The organism is Polaromonas sp. YR568, assembly GCF_943372955.1.
Taxonomy (GTDB): Bacteria; Pseudomonadota; Gammaproteobacteria; order Burkholderiales; family Burkholderiaceae_C; genus Polaromonas.
In genome coordinates this window covers 457,501-477,385 of record NZ_CALSAL010000002.1, presented here as the reverse complement: position 1 = coordinate 477,385, position 19,885 = coordinate 457,501, and the positions used below count along the sequence as shown (strand labels likewise).

18 protein-coding genes and 3 tRNA genes are annotated in these 19,885 nt (G+C 62.9%); 8 read left to right on the top strand and 13 right to left on the bottom strand.

Annotated elements, in window-relative coordinates:
• Window positions 1–6: 6 nt before the first annotated feature.
• From pth to AAG793_RS08130, 7 genes are all read right to left on the bottom strand, one after another.
• Window positions 7–621: an aminoacyl-tRNA hydrolase gene (pth, locus tag AAG793_RS08160; RefSeq protein ID WP_341906546.1), complete on the bottom strand. Its 615-nt coding sequence runs from the start codon at window positions 619–621 to the stop codon at window positions 7–9.
• Between the two features lie 190 nt (window positions 622–811).
• Window positions 812–1,480: a 50S ribosomal protein L25/general stress protein Ctc gene (locus tag AAG793_RS08155; protein ID WP_341906543.1), complete on the bottom strand. Its 669-nt coding sequence runs from the start codon at window positions 1,478–1,480 to the stop codon at window positions 812–814.
• 112 nt (window positions 1,481–1,592) lie between these two features.
• Window positions 1,593–2,567 carry a ribose-phosphate pyrophosphokinase gene (locus AAG793_RS08150; RefSeq protein ID WP_341906542.1) on the bottom strand — a complete coding sequence of 325 codons (975 nt, stop codon included), beginning with the start codon at window positions 2,565–2,567 and terminating at the stop codon, window positions 1,593–1,595.
• Between the two features lie 246 nt (window positions 2,568–2,813).
• Window positions 2,814–2,890 (bottom strand) — tRNA-Gln (locus AAG793_RS08145).
• Between the two features lie 90 nt (window positions 2,891–2,980).
• Window positions 2,981–3,859 (bottom strand): 4-(cytidine 5'-diphospho)-2-C-methyl-D-erythritol kinase, encoded by an 879-nt coding sequence (gene ispE / locus AAG793_RS08140; protein WP_341906539.1) that lies wholly within the window; start codon window positions 3,857–3,859, stop codon window positions 2,981–2,983.
• A 75-nt stretch (window positions 3,860–3,934) separates the two neighbouring features.
• Window positions 3,935–4,462 carry an outer membrane lipoprotein LolB gene (locus tag AAG793_RS08135; RefSeq protein ID WP_341906537.1) on the bottom strand — a complete coding sequence of 176 codons (528 nt, stop codon included), beginning with the start codon at window positions 4,460–4,462 and terminating at the stop codon, window positions 3,935–3,937.
• 3 nt (window positions 4,463–4,465) lie between these two features.
• Window positions 4,466–6,280 carry a tetratricopeptide repeat protein gene (locus tag AAG793_RS08130; RefSeq protein WP_341906535.1) on the bottom strand — a complete coding sequence of 605 codons (1,815 nt, stop codon included), beginning with the start codon at window positions 6,278–6,280 and terminating at the stop codon, window positions 4,466–4,468.
• A 161-nt stretch (window positions 6,281–6,441) separates the two neighbouring features.
• Between AAG793_RS08130 and mutM the strand changes: the two genes are divergently transcribed.
• The 3 genes from mutM (at window position 6,442) to mutY (ending at window position 10,470) form a co-directional block, all read left to right on the top strand.
• On the top strand, window positions 6,442–7,257 hold the full coding sequence (gene mutM / locus AAG793_RS08125; protein WP_341906533.1) for a bifunctional DNA-formamidopyrimidine glycosylase/DNA-(apurinic or apyrimidinic site) lyase: 816 nt from the start codon (window positions 6,442–6,444) through the stop codon (window positions 7,255–7,257).
• A gap of 75 nt (window positions 7,258–7,332) precedes the next feature.
• Window positions 7,333–9,342, top strand: a complete 2,010-nt coding sequence (locus tag AAG793_RS08120) for a dynamin family protein (RefSeq protein ID WP_341906531.1) — start codon at window positions 7,333–7,335, stop codon at window positions 9,340–9,342.
• A 6-nt stretch (window positions 9,343–9,348) separates the two neighbouring features.
• Window positions 9,349–10,470 (top strand): A/G-specific adenine glycosylase, encoded by a 1,122-nt coding sequence (gene mutY, locus AAG793_RS08115; RefSeq protein ID WP_341906528.1) that lies wholly within the window; start codon window positions 9,349–9,351, stop codon window positions 10,468–10,470.
• Window positions 10,471–10,491: 21 nt separating this feature from the next.
• On the opposite strand, the gene rapZ is transcribed toward mutY, so the two are convergent.
• From rapZ to AAG793_RS08100, 3 genes are read right to left on the bottom strand one after another with little or no spacing between them, the layout of a single operon-like run.
• The gene (gene rapZ / locus AAG793_RS08110) at window positions 10,492–11,358 is read right to left on the bottom strand and encodes an RNase adapter RapZ (protein ID WP_341906526.1); all 867 of its coding nucleotides are present in this window, start codon (window positions 11,356–11,358) and stop codon (window positions 10,492–10,494) included.
• 11 nt (window positions 11,359–11,369) lie between these two features.
• Window positions 11,370–13,013: a DNA repair protein RecN gene (gene recN, locus AAG793_RS08105; protein WP_341906524.1), complete on the bottom strand. Its 1,644-nt coding sequence runs from the start codon at window positions 13,011–13,013 to the stop codon at window positions 11,370–11,372.
• A gap of 30 nt (window positions 13,014–13,043) precedes the next feature.
• Window positions 13,044–13,919, bottom strand: coding sequence for an NAD kinase (locus AAG793_RS08100; protein ID WP_341906522.1), 876 nt, complete (start codon window positions 13,917–13,919; stop codon window positions 13,044–13,046).
• A gap of 49 nt (window positions 13,920–13,968) precedes the next feature.
• Between AAG793_RS08100 and hrcA the strand changes: the two genes are divergently transcribed.
• The 5 genes from hrcA to greB all read left to right on the top strand — a co-directional run bounded on the left by hrcA (window position 13,969) and on the right by greB (window position 16,573).
• Window positions 13,969–14,988 carry a heat-inducible transcriptional repressor HrcA gene (hrcA, locus tag AAG793_RS08095; RefSeq protein WP_341906520.1) on the top strand — a complete coding sequence of 340 codons (1,020 nt, stop codon included), beginning with the start codon at window positions 13,969–13,971 and terminating at the stop codon, window positions 14,986–14,988.
• 22 nt (window positions 14,989–15,010) lie between these two features.
• Window positions 15,011–15,087, top strand: a tRNA-Ile gene (locus AAG793_RS08090).
• Window positions 15,088–15,095: 8 nt separating this feature from the next.
• A complete protein-coding gene (locus AAG793_RS08085; RefSeq protein WP_341906518.1) occupies window positions 15,096–15,674 on the top strand; it encodes a DUF3597 domain-containing protein in 579 nt (192 codons plus the stop codon).
• A 135-nt stretch (window positions 15,675–15,809) separates the two neighbouring features.
• Window positions 15,810–15,886 (top strand) — tRNA-Arg (locus AAG793_RS08080).
• 132 nt (window positions 15,887–16,018) lie between these two features.
• On the top strand, window positions 16,019–16,573 hold the full coding sequence (gene greB / locus AAG793_RS08075) for a transcription elongation factor GreB (protein WP_341906516.1): 555 nt from the start codon (window positions 16,019–16,021) through the stop codon (window positions 16,571–16,573).
• A 51-nt stretch (window positions 16,574–16,624) separates the two neighbouring features.
• On the opposite strand, the gene AAG793_RS08070 is transcribed toward greB, so the two are convergent.
• From AAG793_RS08070 to gmk, 3 genes are all read right to left on the bottom strand, one after another.
• Window positions 16,625–18,874: a bifunctional (p)ppGpp synthetase/guanosine-3',5'-bis(diphosphate) 3'-pyrophosphohydrolase gene (locus tag AAG793_RS08070; RefSeq protein ID WP_341906515.1), complete on the bottom strand. Its 2,250-nt coding sequence runs from the start codon at window positions 18,872–18,874 to the stop codon at window positions 16,625–16,627.
• 109 nt (window positions 18,875–18,983) lie between these two features.
• The gene (gene rpoZ / locus AAG793_RS08065) at window positions 18,984–19,187 is read right to left on the bottom strand and encodes a DNA-directed RNA polymerase subunit omega (protein WP_092132810.1); all 204 of its coding nucleotides are present in this window, start codon (window positions 19,185–19,187) and stop codon (window positions 18,984–18,986) included.
• 42 nt (window positions 19,188–19,229) lie between these two features.
• Window positions 19,230–19,850, bottom strand: coding sequence for a guanylate kinase (gmk, locus tag AAG793_RS08060; protein WP_341906513.1), 621 nt, complete (start codon window positions 19,848–19,850; stop codon window positions 19,230–19,232).
• Between the last annotated feature and the right edge of the window lie 35 nt (window positions 19,851–19,885).

Sequence of the window (19,885 nt, the reverse complement as noted above, 5' to 3'; positions counted from 1 at the left end):
GCGCCCTCAGTCTTCGACTTCTACCTTGCGCGGCGGTTTGGGCCGTGGCGGCTGGCTGGTGTGAATCATCATGGTGGCTTTTTCCATGTTGCCGTCCAGCAGCTCGGGTACGGCTTTCAGGCAGCGGACCACGCAGTCTTCGATGGCCACCCGGTGCTCGGGCGACGGCTTCTTCAGCACCCAGTTGACGACTTCGGCCTTCACGCCCGGATGACCCACACCCAGGCGTAGCCGCCAGTAGTCGGCAGTGCCCAGTTGCGCATGGATGTCCCGCAGACCGTTATGGCCTGCATGGCTGCCGCCAAACTTGAGCTTGACCTGGCCCGATACGATGTCCATTTCGTCATGAGCCACCAGAATTTCTGCAGGCTCTATTTTGAAAAACCGCGCCAGTGCTGCCACTGACTTGCCCGAAAGGTTCATGAAGGTCAGCGGCTTGAGCAGCCAGACGGTCTGCCCCTTCACTGTGGTGCGCGCCACCTGACCGTGGTAGCTCTTGTCCAGTGCCAGCGGGGCCTTGAGTTCGCGTGACAGCGCGTCTATCCACCAGAAGCCCGCGTTGTGCCGCGTCGCTTCGTATTCCGTGCCGGGGTTACCGAGGCCAACAAAAAGTTTGATCATGTGTGCAAAAGCGGGTGCGGTAGGGTGAGGAGAAGGCCAGTCGGGTTGCCTGCCTGCGGATTATCAGGGCTGCACTGGCTTGGGCTTTATCGGGCTGGGCGTCAGCCGACAGGCAAGAAAAAAGCCCCTGCACTCCGGAGAGTGCAGGGGCTGCAAGCCTTTTGAGGTCGAGGTGAGTCGACCCCGAAGATTACTTCTTGGCTGCAGGCTTGGCGGCTGGCTTGGCACCGCCCTTGGCTTTTGGGTCCAGAGCGGCAGCGGCTGCAGCGGCGGCTGCAGCGGCGTCGGCTTCAGCTTCTTCAGACACGGCAGACACCGACACCAGCACTGGGTTGTCCTGGCCCTTGGCCACGAACTTCACGCCCTTGGGCAGGGTGATGTCCTTGACGTGCAGCGAGGTGCCTTTCTTCAGGCCGCTCAGGTCCACAGCGATGAATTCGGGGATGTCAGCCGGGAAGCAGGAGATCGTCAGCTCGGTCAGCACGTGGTTGACCAGGCAACCTTCGGCCTTGACAGCTGGGGACTCTTCTTCGCCGCTGTAGTGCAGAGGCACCTTGACGGTCATCTTGGTCTTGGCTTCCACGCGCTGGAAGTCGATGTGCAGGACCTGCTGCTTGTAGGGGTGCATCTGCAGGTCACGCAGCAGAACCTTCTGGGTCTTGCCAGCAAGTTCCATCTCGAGGATGGAAGCGTGGAAAGCCTCTTTCTTGATGGCGTGGAACAACGCGTTGTGATCGAGTTCGATCAGCGTGGGTTCACCGGTGCCACCGTAAACAATACCGGGCGTACGACCGGTGATGCGGAGACGGCGGCTCGCACCCGTGCCCTGCTTTGCGCGCTCAAAAGCGACGAATTTCATGATCTTCTCCAAAAAGGGCGGGCCGCGACCAGCTCCACCCCGACTTTAAAAAGCTGCTCCAGCCAGGCCCATTCTTGTGACGGGCAGCTGTGCAACCACTTTTTGTTTCAGATCAGAACAGGTTGTCCTGGTCCGAAAACAAACTCATGACCGACTCACCCTTGGCAATGCGCTGGATCGTCTCGGCGATCAGCGGTGCCACGGAGAGCTGGCGAATCTTCTTGCAACCGGCGGCATTCGGTCCGAGCGGAATGGTGTTGGTGATCACCACTTCGTCCAGCGCGTCGCCCTTGGCGATGCGGTCGATGGCCGGGCCCGAAAAAATCGGGTGCGTGCAATACGCGTAAACCTTTTTGGCGCCGCGCTCCTTGAGCACTTCGGCCGCCTTGACCAGCGTGCCCGCGGTGTCAATCATGTCGTCCATGATCACGCAGTTGCGGCCTTCAATATCACCGATCACGTGCATCACTTCCGACACATTCGCCTTCGGGCGGCGCTTGTCGATGATGGCCATGTCGCAGCCCAGCTGCTTGGCCAGGGCTCGTGCCCGCACCACGCCACCCACATCTGGCGACACAACCATCAGGTCGTTGTAATTCTTTTGGCGCAAATCGCCCAGCAGTACCGGCGACGCATAAATGTTGTCCACCGGAATGTCAAAAAAGCCCTGGATCTGATCAGCGTGCAAGTCCATCGTCAGCACACGCGACACGCCCACGGCCTGAAGCATGTTGGCCACCACCTTGGCCGTGATCGGCACGCGCGCTGAACGCGGGCGGCGGTCCTGCCGGGCGTAGCCAAAATACGGAATCACTGCGGCAATCCGCTCGGCCGACGCACGCTTGAGCGCATCGACCATGATGAGCAGCTCCATCAGGTTGTCGTTGGTTGGTGCGCAGGTGGACTGCACCACAAACACATCACGCGCCCGGACGTTCTGCTGGATTTCGACGGTGACTTCACCGTCCGAAAACCGGCCCACATGGGCCGCACCCAGTGAAATGCCGAGGTGGTCGGCAATCTCGAGCGCCATGCTCGGGTTGGCATTGCCGGTGAAAACCATGAAATCGGAATTGTGCGGTTGCATGTGTGGCCCAGCTGCTACGAGATCTTGATGTGGCTCAAATGAATGACAAAGGGCTCATGACGCATCATCGAGCTAAATACGCAGCAGGAAGCGCTTGCAACAGAGGCTTGGCAGTGAGCGCCGGTTACCGCTGCTTCCAAAAAACACAGACCCGCAAAATATCTGATGAGGGTCTGCCAGCAACACCAAGGCCCGCCTGTGGCGGGCCTGCCGCGCTTGCGGGACGGGCCCGCAAGCTGCAAATTTTGGCAGGGGTGGAAGGATTCGAACCTGCGAATGCCGGAATCAAAATCCGGTGCCTTAACCAACTTGGCGACACCCCTACACAGGACAACTGTTGCAAGCAACAGCAGACCTATAACCGTATCTCTTTTGCTCTGGAGCCTATTGCTTCCTGTCGCCAAGCTTGGAATTCACCAGCCAGCGAGCGGATGCGACGCCAGATTGCTACAGATTCTGATCTGCCAGCCTTTCGGAGCATCCGAAACGTCTGGCAAGCTGTCAGCCTGCGGCAACTGTGCAAAAACAGCACTTCCTGAACCGGTCATTCGCGGTGAAAGCCCCTGCTTTTCCAGCCATTCCAGCGACTCGCTGATGGCGGGGCAGAGCTTCTGTGCAACCGGCTGCAGATCGTTGCGGCCAAATCCGAAAATCTGACCGCCTGCGTTTGCAGCAAAGCCTTGGATTGTAGCAGTTTCTGTGTCGCGTTTGAGCTCCGGCGAGCCGAAAATTGCCGGGGTGGCCACCCCCTGGGCGGGTTTGACCACCACAAAACGGGCCGAGGGCAGCTGGACGGGTGAGATTTTCTCGCCGATACCCTCCACCCAGGCGTGACCGCCCGACAGAAAAAACGGGATATCCGCGCCAAGCGAAAGCGCCAGCGACTGCAGCCGGTCAGCCGGCAGGTGCACCCCCCAGAGCCGCTGCAGGGCCAGCAGGCAACTGGCCGCGTCAGACGATCCCCCACCCATGCCGGCCTGCGAGGGAACGCGTTTTTCCAGCCGGATGTCCACCCCCAGAGAGGTACCGCAGGCGGCTTGCAATGCGCGAGCGGCCTTCACGGTCAGATCCAGCTCAGGCAAGGCGTCGGCGGCTGCCGGCGCAAGGGTTGGGTCGGCCACGTCGGTGCGCGAGATCACGCCATCCTGACGCACTTCGAAATGCAGGGTGTCGCACCAGTCGATCAGCATGAAAACCGACTGCAGCAGGTGATAGCCGTCGGGCCGGCGCCCTGTGATGTGCAGAAACAGGTTGAGCTTGGCGGGTGCGGGGACGTCGTAAATGGCTCTCATACAACTCTCATATGACTCTGATGAGATGGGTTCGTGCCGCAGGGCAAATGACAGAGGTTGACGAAGGTGCGCGTATCAGCGGTCCAGCACCACGCGCAGGTCGACGGTGGGCAGGGGCTGCGTTCGCCGGGCGACCAGCCGCCCGTCCGCCTGCCGGCTCAAATCGACGGACCATCCGGCGGCAGCGGCATTGTCGCCGTCCAGCCAGGCGAACAAGGCGGGCAAGGGCAGCGCCGCGCCGGTGGCCTGTGTCATCAGTTGGTCGATGGACTCAAAGCGCTGGACGTTTCCCTGGCCAGAGTCGAGCAGCGCTTCCCCGGGTGCCCATCGCAGCACACCCAGCACATTGCCCAAGGGGCTGGTGAGGGTGAGTTCGCCGCGATCAGCCTGGCCTTTGAGCTCGAAACCTGCCGAGAACGATTGCGCCGGCTCACTCTGCACCTGCATGCTGATGCGCCCGGCCCAGACTTTGTCTGGGCCCGTGACCGTGGTTCGTACCGGTTGCGCGCAACCAGCGACAAATCCCGCAAGACATACCGCCGCAGCAGTCAGTGCACCGCTTCGGGCGACTCGCCGAGTCAAGGCTGGCAATGAACTGGTCACCGTTTACAGCTTCACTCGCAGCCGCTTGAGGGTTTCCAGCAGGGTGTCGTTGGTCGGGTTCAGAAGTTGGCCCTCTTTCCAGATGACCGTGGCACGATCGCGCTGGCCGAGGCTCCAGAGCACTTCGCCCAGATGGGCGGCAATCTCCGCATCCGGGCGGGCCTTGTAGGCGGCCTCCAGAACTTTGAGCGCCTCGGTCTTGTTGCCCAGGCGGAATTCCACCCAGCCGAGGCTGTCGCGGATGAAGGGGTCGGAGGGCGCGAATGTCAGCGCCTTGCGGATCAGCTCGCGCGCCTCCTGCAGCCGCACACCACGATCGGCCAGGGAGTACCCCAGCGCATTGTAGGCATGGTGGTAGTCCGGCTTGATCGCGATCACCCGGCGCAGCAGCCGCTCCATCTCGTCGAGGCTGTCCAGCTTCTCTGCCAGCATCGACTGGTCGTACAGCAGTTCGACGTCGTCCGGTGTTTTGGCAATCGCGCCAGCCAGCACGTCATAGGCCGCACGGTACTGCTTGAATTCCCTGAGCAGGCTGACTTCGGCGCTGATCTTCAGCCGCGCATCGTTGGCGTTGCGCTCGGGCAATTGACGGATGACCGCACGGCCTTCTTCGAGCTTGCCCCGGCTGGCCAGGATGGAGGCGCGACGCGTCTGTGCCTGCACCAGGTCTGCGGGGTTGTCGATTTTGGCGAGCCATGCCTCGGCGGCCGCGTAATCCTTGCGCTTTTCCGCCACTTGGGACAGGGCCAGATAGGCCTGCGCCAGACCGCGGCTACGCTCAGCCTCAGACGCCTGTTGCTGGACCAGCGCGATATAGCGCTCCAGCGATGTCTGTGCGGGTGCGAGCTGGTTGTCCTGCAGCTGCAGCGAACCCAGCACCAGCCAGCCTTCAGGGTAGTCGGGCTTGTCGCGTGTGACGATCTGAAGCTGGGCACTGGCTTCGGCGTAACGCCGTGCATCGAGCAGTGCCCGTGCATAGCCCATGCGGATCTCCGGCAGGGCTTTGGGGTTGCCTTCGAAGTAACGGCGAACCAGAGCTTCCGCTTCGGGCCGTTGCGCGTCCATCAGTTCCAACGCCACCAGCACGGGGCCCTCTGCGCGTTCGTCTCCACCGGTGCTGGCCGCCTGACCACGCCTGGCGGCATCCAGTGCACCGTTGCTGTCTTCTGCCGCCAGTCGCATGCGTGCGATGGCCGTCCACGCCGCGCTCGCGGTGCCCGGATTGGTCGCGGAAGGAGCCAGGGCTTCTTCAACCGTCAGCGCCGCGAGCTTTTTGTCGCTCACCCGGGCATAGATGCGCGGGATGGCCGCAATGACGCCGCTGCGCTCAGCCTCGGGCGCCATCCTGACCTCGGCCCGCAGGGGCTCCACGGTTTCGGTGATGCGGTTCAGTGCAATCAGAATCTGCAGCACGTACCGGTTGGCCTCGCGCGAGGCGGGTTGGGCCTGCTTCCATGCCGTCGCTGCCTGCAGCGCAGCATCGCCTGAGCGCGACTGCAGCGCAATGTCGGTGGCACGCTGGTACAGCTGCGCGTCGCCTGTCTTGCGCGCCGCATCAAGAATCAGCGCATAGCCGGCACCGGGCTCGCCCTGCTGCACGGTCAGCTCGCCAATCAGCAACTGGTAGAGCAATTGCGCGTCAAGCTGCGAGCGGGGAGCGTTGTCTTGTGCTGCCCTGGCTTGTGCAAGTCCGGCCGGGGCGGGTGCTTCAGCCGGCGATGTCGGTGCAGCAGGCGGTGTGGCGGGTGTCTGTGCACGGGCGAGGCCGCCAGCCATCATCCATACGAGCGCGAGGACCAAGCCGGAAATTTTCTTCATCGGGCCATGATAATTGAAGCTCCCCACCCGTGCGCCCACTGCGCCTTTCCACCCTTCAGGGCGCACAGGGCGGTTTTTTGTCTGGCCAGGTCCAGACGGGCGGACCGATCAATCCAGACAACCCGATACAACCCGAGACGCGGTCAACCGCCCCTCCATCCATGCCTGAACTTCCCGAAGTTGAAGTCACCCGTCTGAGCTTTGCCGACCGCATTGCCGGAGCGACGGTGCAATCGGTCCGCCTGGGCCAGCCCTTGCGTTGGCCTCTGGGTTGCCTGCCGGCGCAGCTGGTGGGGCGCTATGTGCTGCGGGTGCGTCGCCGCGGCAAGTATTTGCTGCTGGATCTGAGTGAAGGCCTTCTGCTGATTCACCTGGGGATGTCGGGCAGTGTGAGCTTTGGCCGCCAGTTGCCTCTGCCGGGCAAGCATGATCATTTCGAGATGGACACCAGCCACGGCGCGCTGCGCCTGAATGATCCGCGCCGCTTTGGCGCCGTGGTGTACGCGCCAGCAGAAGACCACGCGATCGCGCAAAAGCTGCTCGGGCGCCTGGGCGTAGAGCCTTTGGGCGATGACTTCGATCTGGTGAATTTTCACGCCGCGCTTCGGCAGCGCAAGACCGTCATCAAGCAATTGCTGCTGGGTGGTGAGGTGGTGGTGGGCGTGGGAAACATCTATGCCTCAGAGGCACTTTTTCTGGCTGGCATCCGGCCGACCACGCCGGCCTGCCGCATCAGTCGTCCGCGGGCAGCCCGGCTGCATGCGGCGATCCGGGATGTTTTGTCACGTGCAGTTACAAAGGGTGGCAGCACCTTGCGCGACTTCTCCAACGCGCAGGGCGAATCCGGCTACTTCCAGCTGGAGGCCATGGTGTATGACCGTGCCGGGCTGCCGTGCCGTCTGTGCAGTGCTCCGATCAAGGGCATCCGGCAGGGGCAACGCTCCACTTTTTACTGCGCCCACTGCCAAAAACCCTGAACTTTGCTGTACCTCGGCCAGTGGTCGTTTCGGGGCGGCGATGCTATATTGAGCAGCTCAACACAGAGCACTGCGATGTCTTTCAACGAACAATTTGACCAGCACGGCGTTTGGCGACGCGAGTTTGCCTTGCGCCTGAAGCTGCTCGCCGAATGGATGAAAGACCATGACCTGATCGACGCGGCCGTTGAAGAGCGTCTGCACAGGCTGGAAGCGCAGGTGCGCTCTGACAAGGTGATGGTGGCCTTTGTCGCTGAATTCTCGCGCGGCAAGTCAGAGCTGATCAACGCCATCTTCTTTGCCGGCTATGGCCGGCGCATCATGCCGGCGAGTGCAGGCCGCACCACCATGTGCCCGACCGAGCTGGGCTACGACGCCGACGTACCGCCCTGTCTGCGTCTGCTGCCCATCGAGACCCGGCTGCAGTCTCAGGCGCTGATGGAATGGCGCGCGGTTCCCGAGAAGTGGACGCGCGTGGATCTGGACGTGAACGATCCGGCCCAGCTGGCCCAGGCGCTGGAGAAGGTGGCCGAGGTTCGCCATGTGTCGCAGGACGAAGCCCGCGCACTGGGCTTCTGGCACGACGGCAATCCGGAAGACAACCCGCGCATGGGTGCAGACGGGCTGGTCGAGGTGCCCAAGTGGCGTCATGCGCTCATCAACATCGCGCACCCCTTGCTCAAGCAAGGGCTGGTGATTCTGGACACGCCTGGCCTCAACGCCATTGGCGCCGAGCCTGAGCTGACGGTGAGCCTGATTCCGCAGGCCCATGCGGTTGTTTTCATTCTGGCGGCCGATACTGGCGTCACCAAGTCCGACCTGGCCATCTGGCGCGAGCACCTCGTGACCGAAGGCAGCGGCAATGGCAGCGACGCGCGTCTGGTCGTACTGAACAAGATCGATACGCTGTGGGATGGTCTGAGCACCCCTGAGCAGGTGCAGGCGCAGATCGAGCGGCAGCGCGCGACCTCGGCTGAAATCCTCGGCTTGCCTGAAGCGCAAGTGATTCCGGTCTCAGCCCAAAAAGGCCTGCTGGCCAAAGTCACGCGCGACAAGGCATTGCTGGAAGCCAGCCGCCTGCCGGGTTTGGAGCTGGCGCTGGGCCAAGGCGTGATGGGGCAGCGGCAGAAGATTCTGCGCTCGGCGGTGGCCACTGGCATCACCGAGTTGCGCGTGGAAGCCAGCCGGGCCATGCACATCCGCCGGCGCGACTTGGCCGAGCAGATGATCGAGCTGCGCGGTTTGCGCGGCAAGAATGTGTCGGTCATCCAGCACATGCGCACGCGCATCGAGCAGGAGCAGGCCGAGTTCGACACCAGCGGCGCCAGGATTCACGCGGTGCGCTCGGTGCACCTGAAACTGCTGCGCGAAGTGCTGACGCTGCTCAGCACCCCCACGCTGAAGGCGGAGCTCGCCGAGCTGACGGTGGCTCTCAAGCAGCCCGGCATCAAGCTGGGCGTGAAAAAGGCCTACGGCCAGACCTTCTCGCGTCTGCGTGAAAGCCTGCAGCGCGCCAAAATTTTGAGCGACGAGATCCAGTCCATGCTCACCGCCTCATTCCGGCAGCTCAACGCAGAGTTCAGTTTCTCGCTGCAGCCGCCCAAAGAGCCGGACCTGATCCGCTATGTGCAGGATCTGGAGCAGATCGAGCGCAGTCATGTGCAGTACCTCGGGCTGAGCAATGTGCTCAAGCTCTCGCAGGGTGATTTTTCCGAGCGGCTGACCCGTGCGCTGGCGACGCGGCTTCGGGTCATCTATGAGTCGGCTCTGGGCGACCTCGAACTGTGGAACAAGTCAGCCGCATCGCAGCTGGATGCCCAACTGCGCGAGCGCCGCCGCAATTTCGGGCGACGGCTGGAAGCCATCGAGCGGATTCAGCAGGCCGCTTCGGGCCTTGATGAGCGCATCACCGAGATTGAAGCCCAGCAGCAGGTGCTGGACCTGCTGGACGCCAAGCTCACCGAGCTCACGTCCCATCTGATGACAGGACCTGCACCGTCGTCAGCGTCTTCGGCGCATTTTGCGGCACGCTTTCAGCCCGCCGTGGCAGACACCGAGCCGGCGCCTCTTTCGCAAGCCGCCTGAGCATCGGTGGCTGCAAAACGTCCGGCTGCGGCGTTGCCAGCCGCCACCCCTTCGTTTGCGGACAGCGTGATCCAGTGGCAAAAAAGCCATGGGCGCCACACGCTGCCCTGGCAAAACACCCGTGATCCTTACCGCGTCTGGCTGTCTGAAATCATGCTGCAGCAGACGCAGGTCACGACGGTGCTCGATTACTACGCGCGGTTTCTTGAACGGTTTCCCACGGTGGCCGATCTGGCCGCCGCCAGTGAAGACGAGGTGCTCGGCTTGTGGAGCGGTCTCGGCTACTACAGCCGCGCGCGCCATCTGCACCGCTGCGCGCGCGATGTGGTCGCCCTGCATGGCGGGCAGTTTCCGGGCTCAGCGGCGGTACTGCAGACCTTGCCGGGCATTGGCCGGTCGACTGCTGCGGCGATTGCGTCTTTCTGCTTCGGCGAGCGGGTGGCTATTCTTGACGGCAATGTGAAGCGGGTGCTCACGCGCGCCCTGGCCTACCCGGGTGATCTTGCGCAAGCTGCGGAGGAGCGCAAGCTCTGGGACCTCGCCACTGAACTGCTGCCCGAGGGCGATCTCGCCGAGGCCATGCCGCGCTACACGCAGGGACTGATGGACCTGGGTGCCACGGTCTGTACCAGCCGACAGCCCCAGTGCCTGATCTGCCCGCTTCAGTCGCAGTGCCGGGGCTTCGCTGGCGGAGACCCGCAAAAGTACCCGATCAAGAGCCGCAAGCTCAAGCGCAGTGCGCTGGCGCTCAGCCTGCTGTGGGCGCAGCGCCCGGATGGTTCTGTGTGGCTGGAACGCAGGCCAGCCCGGGGCATCTGGGGCGGCTTGTACTGCCTTCCGGTGTTTTCTGGCGATGACGCGCTGCAGGCTACAGTGGCAGCGAAGCTCAGAATGCAGCTGCAACCGATGCCGCATTTTGTCCATGTGCTCACGCACAAGGATTTGCACATGGCGCCGTGGGCAGTACGGGCCAGTGCGCGGCAGGCTTCGCCGCTGGAGCATCCGGCCGAGGGCGCTGCACCCTCAGCGCCTGGTGCGTGGTTTTCCCCGAAAGCGTGGCCGTCGCTGGGTTTGCCAGCGCCCATCCGCAAGTTGCTGCTCAGCGACTTTCCCGGCGATTCGCGCTGAAAGCAGGGGCCTCCCGGCGCCTTACTGGCCGTCGAGCTCGCGGTGGCGCTTGATGGTTCGCCACTCTGCTTCAAAGGCAGCAGTCAGTGACTCCACCAGATACACCGATCGGTGCTGTCCGCCAGTGCAGCCGATGGCGACCGTGACATAGCTGCGGTGGTCGCGTGCCAGCGCGGTCAACCAGTGCCGCAGAAACTGCTCGATGTGGCGGAACATGTCATCCACTTCCGCATGGCCCTGCAGGTAGTGAATGACGGGCTGGTCCCGTCCCGTTAACTGGCGCAAGCCGGCTTCGTAGTGCGGGTTGGGCAGCATGCGCACGTCAAACACATAGTCGGCGTCCAGCGGCACGCCGCGCTTGAAGGCGAAGGACTCGAATACCAGCGTCAGCTGCTGCGCCGGCGCAGAGATCAGCGACTTCACATAACCCTGCAACTGCGACGACCGGATCATGCTGGTGTCCAGCACATGGGCCTGCTCGCGCAGTTCGCCGAGCAGTTCGCGCTCCAGCTCAATCGCATCGACCAGCGCGCGGTGCTGGTCCGATGCATCGGTGCGCGAAAGCGGGTGTAGCCGCCGGGTTTCTGAAAAGCGCCTCACCAGCGTTTCGGTGCTGGCATCCAGAAACAGCGAATGCAGCACCACGCCCGCGTTGCGGAACTCGCGCAGCTGCCCTGGCACCAGTGGCAGCGATGTGGCGCTGCGCACATCCATGGCAATGGCCACTTTGCGGGCGCCGTTTTGTTGCTCCAGCGCGACGAAAGGCGCGAGCAGTTCTGGCGGCAGGTTGTCGACGCAGTAATAGCCCGCGTCTTCCAGCGCGTGAAGGGCCACCGACTTGCCGGAGCCCGACATGCCTGTAATCAACACCATTTCGAGTGGCACCATTTCAAGCGCCATCACTGCCCCAGCATTTCCTTGGCGTGGGCCAGCGTCGTGCCTGAAAGCCTTTCGCCGCCCAGCATGCGTGCGATTTCTGCCACCCGCTGCTCGCCGTGGACATGGTCCACAGAACTGAAGGTGGCGCCGTTCTCGGTCCGCTTCGCCACCACCAGATGCTGATCGGCACAGGCGGCGACCTGCGGCAGGTGCGTCACGGCCATGACCTGTCGGTCTTTACCCAGTTGCTTCATTAACCGGCCGACGGTTTCGGCCACCGCACCGCCCACGCCTGAGTCCACCTCGTCAAATATCAGGGTCTGCGCCTGGCCAAGCTGGCTGGTTGTCACGGCGATGGCCAGCGCGATGCGCGAGAGCTCGCCGCCCGACGCCACCTTGCCAACCGGGCGGGGTGTGCTGCCGGCATGGCCCGCCACCAGAAACTCGGCCTGCTCCAGTCCGTGCTGCGCAGGCTGCTCAAGCCGGTTCAGTGCCACGTCGAACTGCCCGCCCTGCATGCCCAGCCCCTGCATGGCCTGGGTGATGGCTTTGGCGAGTTGGGGGGCGGCCTTGCTCCGGCTTTTGGAGATGCGGCTGGCCTCTGCCATGTAGGCGGCCTTGGCTTTGCTTTCCAGTGCTTCGAGCTGGGCCAAGTCAGCCGCGGCATCGAGACGCTGCAGCTCGCTGCGCCAGCTGGCCAGCAGTTCAGGCAGCTCGGCCGGCGGGCGCTTGTAGCGACGTGCCAGGCTCACCCACAGGGACAGGCGCTCGTCCAGTTCGGCGAGGCGCTGCGGCTCCAGCTCGGCATGTCGGGCATAGCTGTGCAGCGAATGCACGGTGTCTTCAACCTCGGCTAGCGCGCTGCCCAGCACTTCGGTGAGGCCCTTGAACTCGGGCTCAATGTGCGCCTGGTTCTGCAGCGCGGTGATCGCGCGGCCGAGCAGGGTGGCCACGTTGTCGTCAGACTCCTGCAGCGCATCGACGGCGCTCTGCACCGCATCGCGCAGAGCCTGTGCATTCGACAGCCGCGCGTGCTGGGTGTTGAGCTCTTCCCACTCGTCGGCGCCGGGCGCCAGCTTGTCGAGTTCGCCAATCTGCCAGGTCAGGCGTTCGCGCTCGCGCTGCAGGGAGTCTTGCGCACTTTGTGCTTCCTGCCAGGCCTTTTGCGCCTGACGCCAGCTCTGCCACCAGGCCAAGAGGGCGCTGGTGTCGATCTGGGCATAGGAGTCGAGCAGCCCGCGCACGGCGTCGGGCCGGGTCAGGCTTTGCCAGGCATGCTGGCCATGAATGTCCACCAGATGGTCGGCAATCTCCCGCAGTTGGGTGGCGGTGGCGGCGCTGCCATTGATCCATGCGCGGCTCTTGCCCTGCGTGTCGACCGTACGGCGCAGCAGCAGTGTGCCGCCGCTCTCGAACCCGGCATCTTCCAGCCATTCGGCCAGCTGCGCCGGGCTGTCGAATTCGGCACTCACCTCGCAGCGTTGCGCGCCCTCGCGCACCACACCCGCATCGGCACGGGCGCCAAGGGCCAGTTGCAGCGCATCAATCAGGATCGATTTGCCAGCGCCGGTTTCACCGGTCAGCACGGTGAAGCCGCTCATCAGGTCCAGCTCCAGGCTCTGGACGATCACAAAGTCGCGGAGCGAAATGCTTTTGAGGCTCATGGATCAGGTGAATCGAGTGGGGCAGTGGACTCAGGCCACGCCTTCGTTCCAGTGAAGTTTCTTGCGGAGCGTATCAAAGTAGCTCCAGCCGCGCGGGTGCAGAAAGCGCACCTGGTGCTCGGAGCGCCGCACCACAATCCGGTCGCCGTGAATCAGTGAAGCCAGCGACTGCATGTCGAAGTTCGCGCTGGCGTCGCGGCCAGCCACGATCTCGACCGCAATCTCGCCCGCATCCGACAGCACTATTGGTCGGTTTGACAAGGTGTGCGGTGCAATCGGTACCAGCACCCAGCCGGCAATCGAGGGGTGCAGCAGCGGCCCGCCTGCCGACAGGGCGTAGGCGGTGGAGCCCGTGGGCGAGGCGATGATCAAGCCGTCGGCCCGCTGGTTGGCCACAAAACGGCCATCCACCTCGACCCGCAGTTCCACCATGCCGGCGGTGGCGCCACGGTTGACCACCACATCATTCATCGCCGTGGCGCTGAATACGCAGTGGCCGTCGCGCATCACCTTGGCCTGCATCATCCAGCGGCGGTCTTCCTCGTACTCGCCGCGCAGCATGGGCTTGAGCGTGGTCTGATAATCCTCAAACGCGATGTCGGTGATGAAGCCGAGACGCCCCTGATTGATGCCGACCAGCGGGATGCCGAACTGCGCCAGCTGCCGGCCGATGCCCAGCATGGTGCCGTCGCCGCCCACCACCAAGGCCAGGTCGCATTGCGCGCCAATTCCAGCCGTGTCGAGGGTAGGGAAACGGGTCAGCCCGGTGTTGCTGGCCGTGTCCTGTTCGATGGCGACGTCGCAGCCTTGCGTGCCCAGAAACTGGGCGATGTCTTCCAGCGCAGACCGCGATCCCTGGGCATGGTACTTGCCGATCAGGGCGATATGGCGGAATTGCGATTGCATCGTCAAATTACATCACAACGCCGCCGGTGAAGCTTCGTAGAATGGGGCCATGCTTGATGATCGCGCCAGGTTGTTGCTTAAAGCGCTGGTAGAGCGCTACATCGCCGACGGGCAACCCGTCGGTTCGCGCACGTTGTCCAAGGCATCGGGCCTGGAGCTGTCACCCGCCACCATCCGCAATGTGATGAGCGATCTGGAGGAACTGGGCCTCATCGTCAGCCCGCACACTTCGGCCGGGCGTATCCCCACAGCGCGCGGTTACCGGATGTTTGTCGACACCATGCTGACCGCACAGCGCGACCAGGCTCTGGGTGGTGCAGGCTTGCCGGCGCCACGCCTTGAACCAGATCAACCGCAGAAAGTCATCAGCAACGCCGCACACATGCTGTCCAGCCTGTCGCAGTTCGTCGGTGTGGTGATGGCACCGCGCCGCTCGTCGGTGTTCCGGCACATTGAATTCTTGCGGCTGTCCGAAAAGCGCTTTCTCGTCATCATCGTGTCGCCAGACGGTGATGTGCAGAACCGCGTGATCTTCACCGAGGCCGATTACAGCCAGTCCCAACTTGTGGAAGCGGCCAACTTCCTGAACTCGCACTACGCCGGCATGGCCATCGAAGAGGTGCGCGAACGCCTGAAAAACGAAGTGGAAGCCCTGCGCGGCGAGATTGCCACACTGATGCAGGCCGCCGTGAAGGTCAGCTCCGAAGCCATCGAGTCGCGCGATGAGGTGGTGATTTCCGGTGAACGCAACCTGCTGGCCGTGAGTGATTTCTCAGGGGACATGGGCAATCTGCGCAAGCTGTTCGACCTGTTCGAGCAGAAAGCCCAGCTGATGCGCCTGCTGGACGTGTCGAGCCGGGCCGAAGGCGTGCGAATCTACATTGGCGGCGAGAGCCAGGTGATCCCCTACCAGGAGCTGTCCATCGTGACCTCTCCTTACGAGGTGGACGGCCAGGTCGTCGGCACGCTCGGCGTGATCGGCCCGATGCGCATGCCCTACGAAAAGATGATCCAGATCGTCGACATCACCTCCAAGCTGGTCAGCAGCGCGCTCAGCCACAACAAGTAGGCCCGTACAATCCTGAGCGGAGGGGGCGTTAGCTCAGTTGGTTAGAGCAGAGGACTCATAATCCTTTGGTCGAGTGTTCAAGTCACTCACGCCCTACCATTCTTGGCATGAACGGCGGTATTTGTAGCCGTCTTGCTTGCAGTGCTGTAGGTGGTCATCGCGGATGGCCTGCTTTTCTCGCACAGGCCAAGATTCATGCTTACCATGGGTCGGTGCCCCTGAAGAAGTCCCGCCCTCCTGGCGGCCCGCAAGGGGCGCGCTACCTCAGGAGAAATAGCATGGGTTTTTTCAGCAAGATTCTGGACAAGCTGGGTTTTGATGCCGGCAACAGCAAAGTCGAGGAGATGTTGCGCTCTCCGGTTCCCACTGCGGGCGCTCGTGCAGCGCCGGCCAGCGCTGCCGTCGCAGCGGTGACGCCCATGCGCGAGGTGGATGTCGTAGCGCAGTTGGAGCAAAAAGCGGCGGCTAGCGCGCAGAAGCTGAACTGGCGCACTTCCATTGTCGACCTGCTGAAGCTGCTGGACATTGACAGCAGCATCACTGCCCGAAAGGAACTAGCCACCGAATTGGGCTGCCCTGCCAATCTAATGGGCGACTCGGCGCAAATGAACATTTGGCTGCACAAGGCGGTGCTGGCGAAGCTGGCGGCCAATGGCGGCAACGTGCCCAAAGAACTGCTGGACTGACAGCCGATGACTGGCGTGGCAGGGCCCCAGCGGGGCATGGACAGGCCCGCGACGGCCTGACCGGGCCCGTGCGATCCATGACGAGTTGCCCGTGCATCGCGATCGCGGGTTATTTGGGCTATAATGCGAGGCTGCGCGGCTGTAGCTCAGTTGGATAGAGTACTTGGCTACGAACCAAGGGGTCGTGGGTTCAATTCCTGCCAGCCGCACCAAAAAACGTAAAGCCTGCAACGAAAGTTGCAGGCTTTTTCGTTTCTGAAAGACTTTTTGGGGCTTTTCGGAGCGTTTGCTGGCGCGGTCGGCACCGCCGATCCGCAACCCCTCACTGCTATTCTGGCCACGTCATGAACAAGGCATTCACCAAGGAAGGCGACAGCGACAGCGACGATGGGCCGGCTCTGCCGGCCTTGCCCGCTGGCGGCAAGAACTACATCACGCCGCAGGGCTACGAGCGTTTGCGCAGCGAACTGCTGGACCTGATCGACAACGAGCGCCCCAAGGTGGTGGACATCGTCCATTGGGCAGCCAGCAATGGCGACCGGTCTGAAAACGGTGACTACATCTACGGCAAAAAGCGCCTGCGCGAGATTGACCGCCGCATCCGCTTTTTGACGCAGCGGCTGGAGATCGCCGAGATCACCAACCCTGCCATCCACCACGGCCGAGACCAGGTTTTCTTTGGCGCCACCGTCACTTACGCTGGCGAAGACGGTGCCGAGCACACCATCACCATCCTCGGCATTGACGAAGCCAACAGCGCTGCCGGCGAGGTGAGCTGGGTATCGCCAGTGGCTCGGGCTTTGCTCAAGGCGCGGGTGGGGGATGAGGTGAACCTGATCACGCCGCACGGTGTGCAGGTGCTCGAAGTCGTGAAGGTCAGCTACCCGGCGCCTGTTTGACGTTTTTCCGCCGCGCACGCCGACGCGTCAGCGATTCCATCAAGTAACCAATTAATTCGCCGCCGGCTTGACGCGGTGCACCCGCAGCACCGAGGCAGTGCGCTTGACGCTGCGCATGGCAGAGGCCAGATGCACCCGGTCGCGCACCGACACGCCAAAACGCAGATCGGTCGCGTCGTGCGCAGGTTCGTGGCCCATGTCGACCTGTGTGATGTCGGCCTCGGCGCTGGCCAGTGCCGCGGCTACGCGGGCCAGCACGCCTTTGCCGTTCGATACGGTGACCAGCAGGTGGGTTTCAAAAGGCCGAACGGGTTCGTCCGACCAGTCCACGGCAATGAAGCGTTCGCTGTCGCGGTTCAGCAGGCGGCGGGCGACGGCGCAGTCGTCGGTGTGCACCACCAGGCCCTCGCCACGGCCCAGGTAGCCGACGATGCCATCGCCCGGAATCGGGTGGCAGCACGGTGCGAACTGGACTGAGGCGCCTTCGCTGCCGTCGAGCAACAGCGCGCCCTGCGAAACCGATTCATGCGCGGTGTAGCGCTCCCGGCTCATCAGCAGCGGGTTGGGTTTCTCGCCGTGCTCGCCCAGAATGGACACGATGCGCTTGGCCACCATGCTGGCGATGCGTTTGCCCAGACCGATGTCGGTAAGCAGATCGGCGCGCGAGCGGTTGCCGGTGAAGCGGAGAATCTTCTCCCAGGTGGCGTGGTGCGCCTCGTCGTCGTCCGGCAGCAATTGCCGGTCAATGCCTTCGGCTCGCAGGGCCTGGGCCAGCATCTTTTCGCCGAGGTCCTGCGACTCCGACAGCGCCATGGTCTTGAGGTGATGGCGGATTTTTGAGCGCGCCTTGCCGGTACGCACAAAACCCAGCCAGCCCGGGTTGGGGCTGGAGACCGACGAGGTGATGATTTCAATCACGTCGCCGTTGTGCAGTTCGGAGCGCAGCGGCACCTGCTCGCCATTGACCTTGGCCGCCACGGCCCGGTGCCCGATGTCGCTGTGGATGGCGTAGGCAAAGTCCACCACCGTGGCGCCGCGCGGCATGGCCATGATCTGGCTCTTGGGCGTGAACACATACACCGCTTCGGGGAACAGGTCGATCTTGACGTGGTCCCAGAACTCGGCGGCGTCGCGGGTTTCCTGCTGGATGTCGAGCAGCGACTGCAGCCATTGCGTGCCCAGGCGCTGCGAGGCGTCGCTGTCGGGGTCGGTCGCCTTGTAGAGCCAGTGCGCGGCCACGCCCGACTCGGCCACCACATGCATGGCTTCGGTCCGCATCTGGAATTCGATGTTGGTGCCGAACGGGCCAATCAGCGTGGTGTGCAGCGACTGGTAGCCGTTGATCTTCGGAATCGCAATGTAGTCCTTGAACTTGCCTGGCAAGGGCTTGTACAGCTGGTGCAGCACGCCCATGGCGGTGTAGCAAGTGGTCAGGTCCTGCACGATGACGCGAAAGCCGTACAGGTCGGTCACCTGCGCAAACGAGAGGTGCTTTTCGTCCATCTTGCGGTAGATGGAATACAGCGTTTTTTCGCGGCCGGATATCTGCACCGGTACCTTCGCATTGGCGAAGGCGGTCTCGACCTCGGCGCGCACCCGCTTGATCACGTCGCGCCGGCGACCGCGCGCCCGAATCAGCGCCTTGGTCAGCGTGGCGTAGCGCCAAGGGTGCAGGTGCTGGAACGACAGGTCCTGCAGTTCTCGGTAGGTGGTGTTCAGGCCCAGACGGTGGGCGATGGGGGCGTAGATGTCCAGTGTTTCACTGGAAATACGCCGCCACTTGTCGCGCGGCACATCACCCAGCGTGCGCATGTTGTGGGTGCGGTCGGCCAGCTTGATCAGGATGACGCGCACATCGCGCGCCATGGCCAGCAGCATCTTGCGGAAGGACTCGGCCTGGTTTTCCTCGCGGGTGTTGAACTCCAGCTTTTCCAGCTTGGTCAGGCCGTCGACCAGTTCGGCCACCGGGGCGCCAAAGCGCTCGATCAGTTCCGGCTTGGTGACGCCGCAGTCTTCAATCGCATCGTGCAGCAGCGCGGCCATAAGGGCTTGGGCGTCGAGCTTCCATTCCGCGCATTGCAGTGCTACCGCAATCGGGTGGGTGATGTAGGGCTCGCCGCTGTTGCGCAACTGGCCCAGATGGGCTTCGTCTGCAAACCGGTAGGCGCGGCGGATGTTGTCCACATCGGCCGCACTCATGTAGTCGAGGCGGGCGGTGAGCGCGGCAAAGCTCGCGGCGGCCGCGTTGGCTGCTGCGGGTGTCGATTTCCCGGAGGTGACGGGAGACAACAGGGCGCTCATGGCTCAAATGTATCGCGGCAGCAGTAAAACATGCAAAAAACGGCCTTTTGCCTGCCGCAAATGAAAAAAGCACCGCGAGGCGGTGCTTTTTCGCTGAACTGGAACTGGTTCAGGTGGGCACTTTTTTCAGCATCTCGAGGCCGATTTTGCCTTCGGCAATCTCGCGCAGGGCGGTCACGCCAGGCTTGTTCTTGCTCTCGATCTTGGCGGCATGGCCCTGGCTGAGCATGCGGGCGCGGTAAGTGGCCGCCAGAACCAGCTGAAAGCGGTTCGGGATTTTTTCGAGGCAGTCTTCAACAGTGATGCGGGCCATGGTGATCTCCGGGGTGATCGACAGAACAAAAGAAAGCAGGCTTCAGGGGATTTGAAGGGCCTGAAAGGTTTCGGCCCGGGCGCGGCGCTGGGCTGAAAACTTGAGCCGTTGGGCATGCACGATGGTTTTCAGGTCGAAAACCGCACGCTCGAACAACTCATTGATTATAACGAAGTCGAATTCCCGGGCCTGGGCCATCTCGGTAGCGGCGTTTTTCAGCCGCAGCTCGATCACCTCGGGGGCATCCTCGCCACGCCGCTCCAGCCGGGAACGCAGCTCTTCCCAACTGGGCGGCAGGATGAAGATCAGCACCGCGTTGGAGAAGATGCGCTTGATGTTGATAGCACCCTGAAAGTCGATTTCCAGCACCACATCAGCGCCGTGGGCGATGCGCTCTTCAATGGTCTGCCGCGAAGTGCCGTAGCGCTGGCCGTGGACATGGGCCCACTCCAGGAAGGAATTGCGCAGCACCATGCCATCGAATTCCTCCGGCGAGATGAAGAAGTACTCGCGACCATGCTTTTCCTGTCCGCGGGGCGGGCGGGTGGTGTGCGACACCGAGGGCTGGATGCGTGAATCCAGTTCCATCAGCGCCTTGACCAGGCTGGACTTGCCAGCGCCGCTGGGGGCTGCCACGACAAACAGATTTCCGGGATAGTCCATGCTTGAAGGCTTCTATGGATAGGCGTTATTTGCTA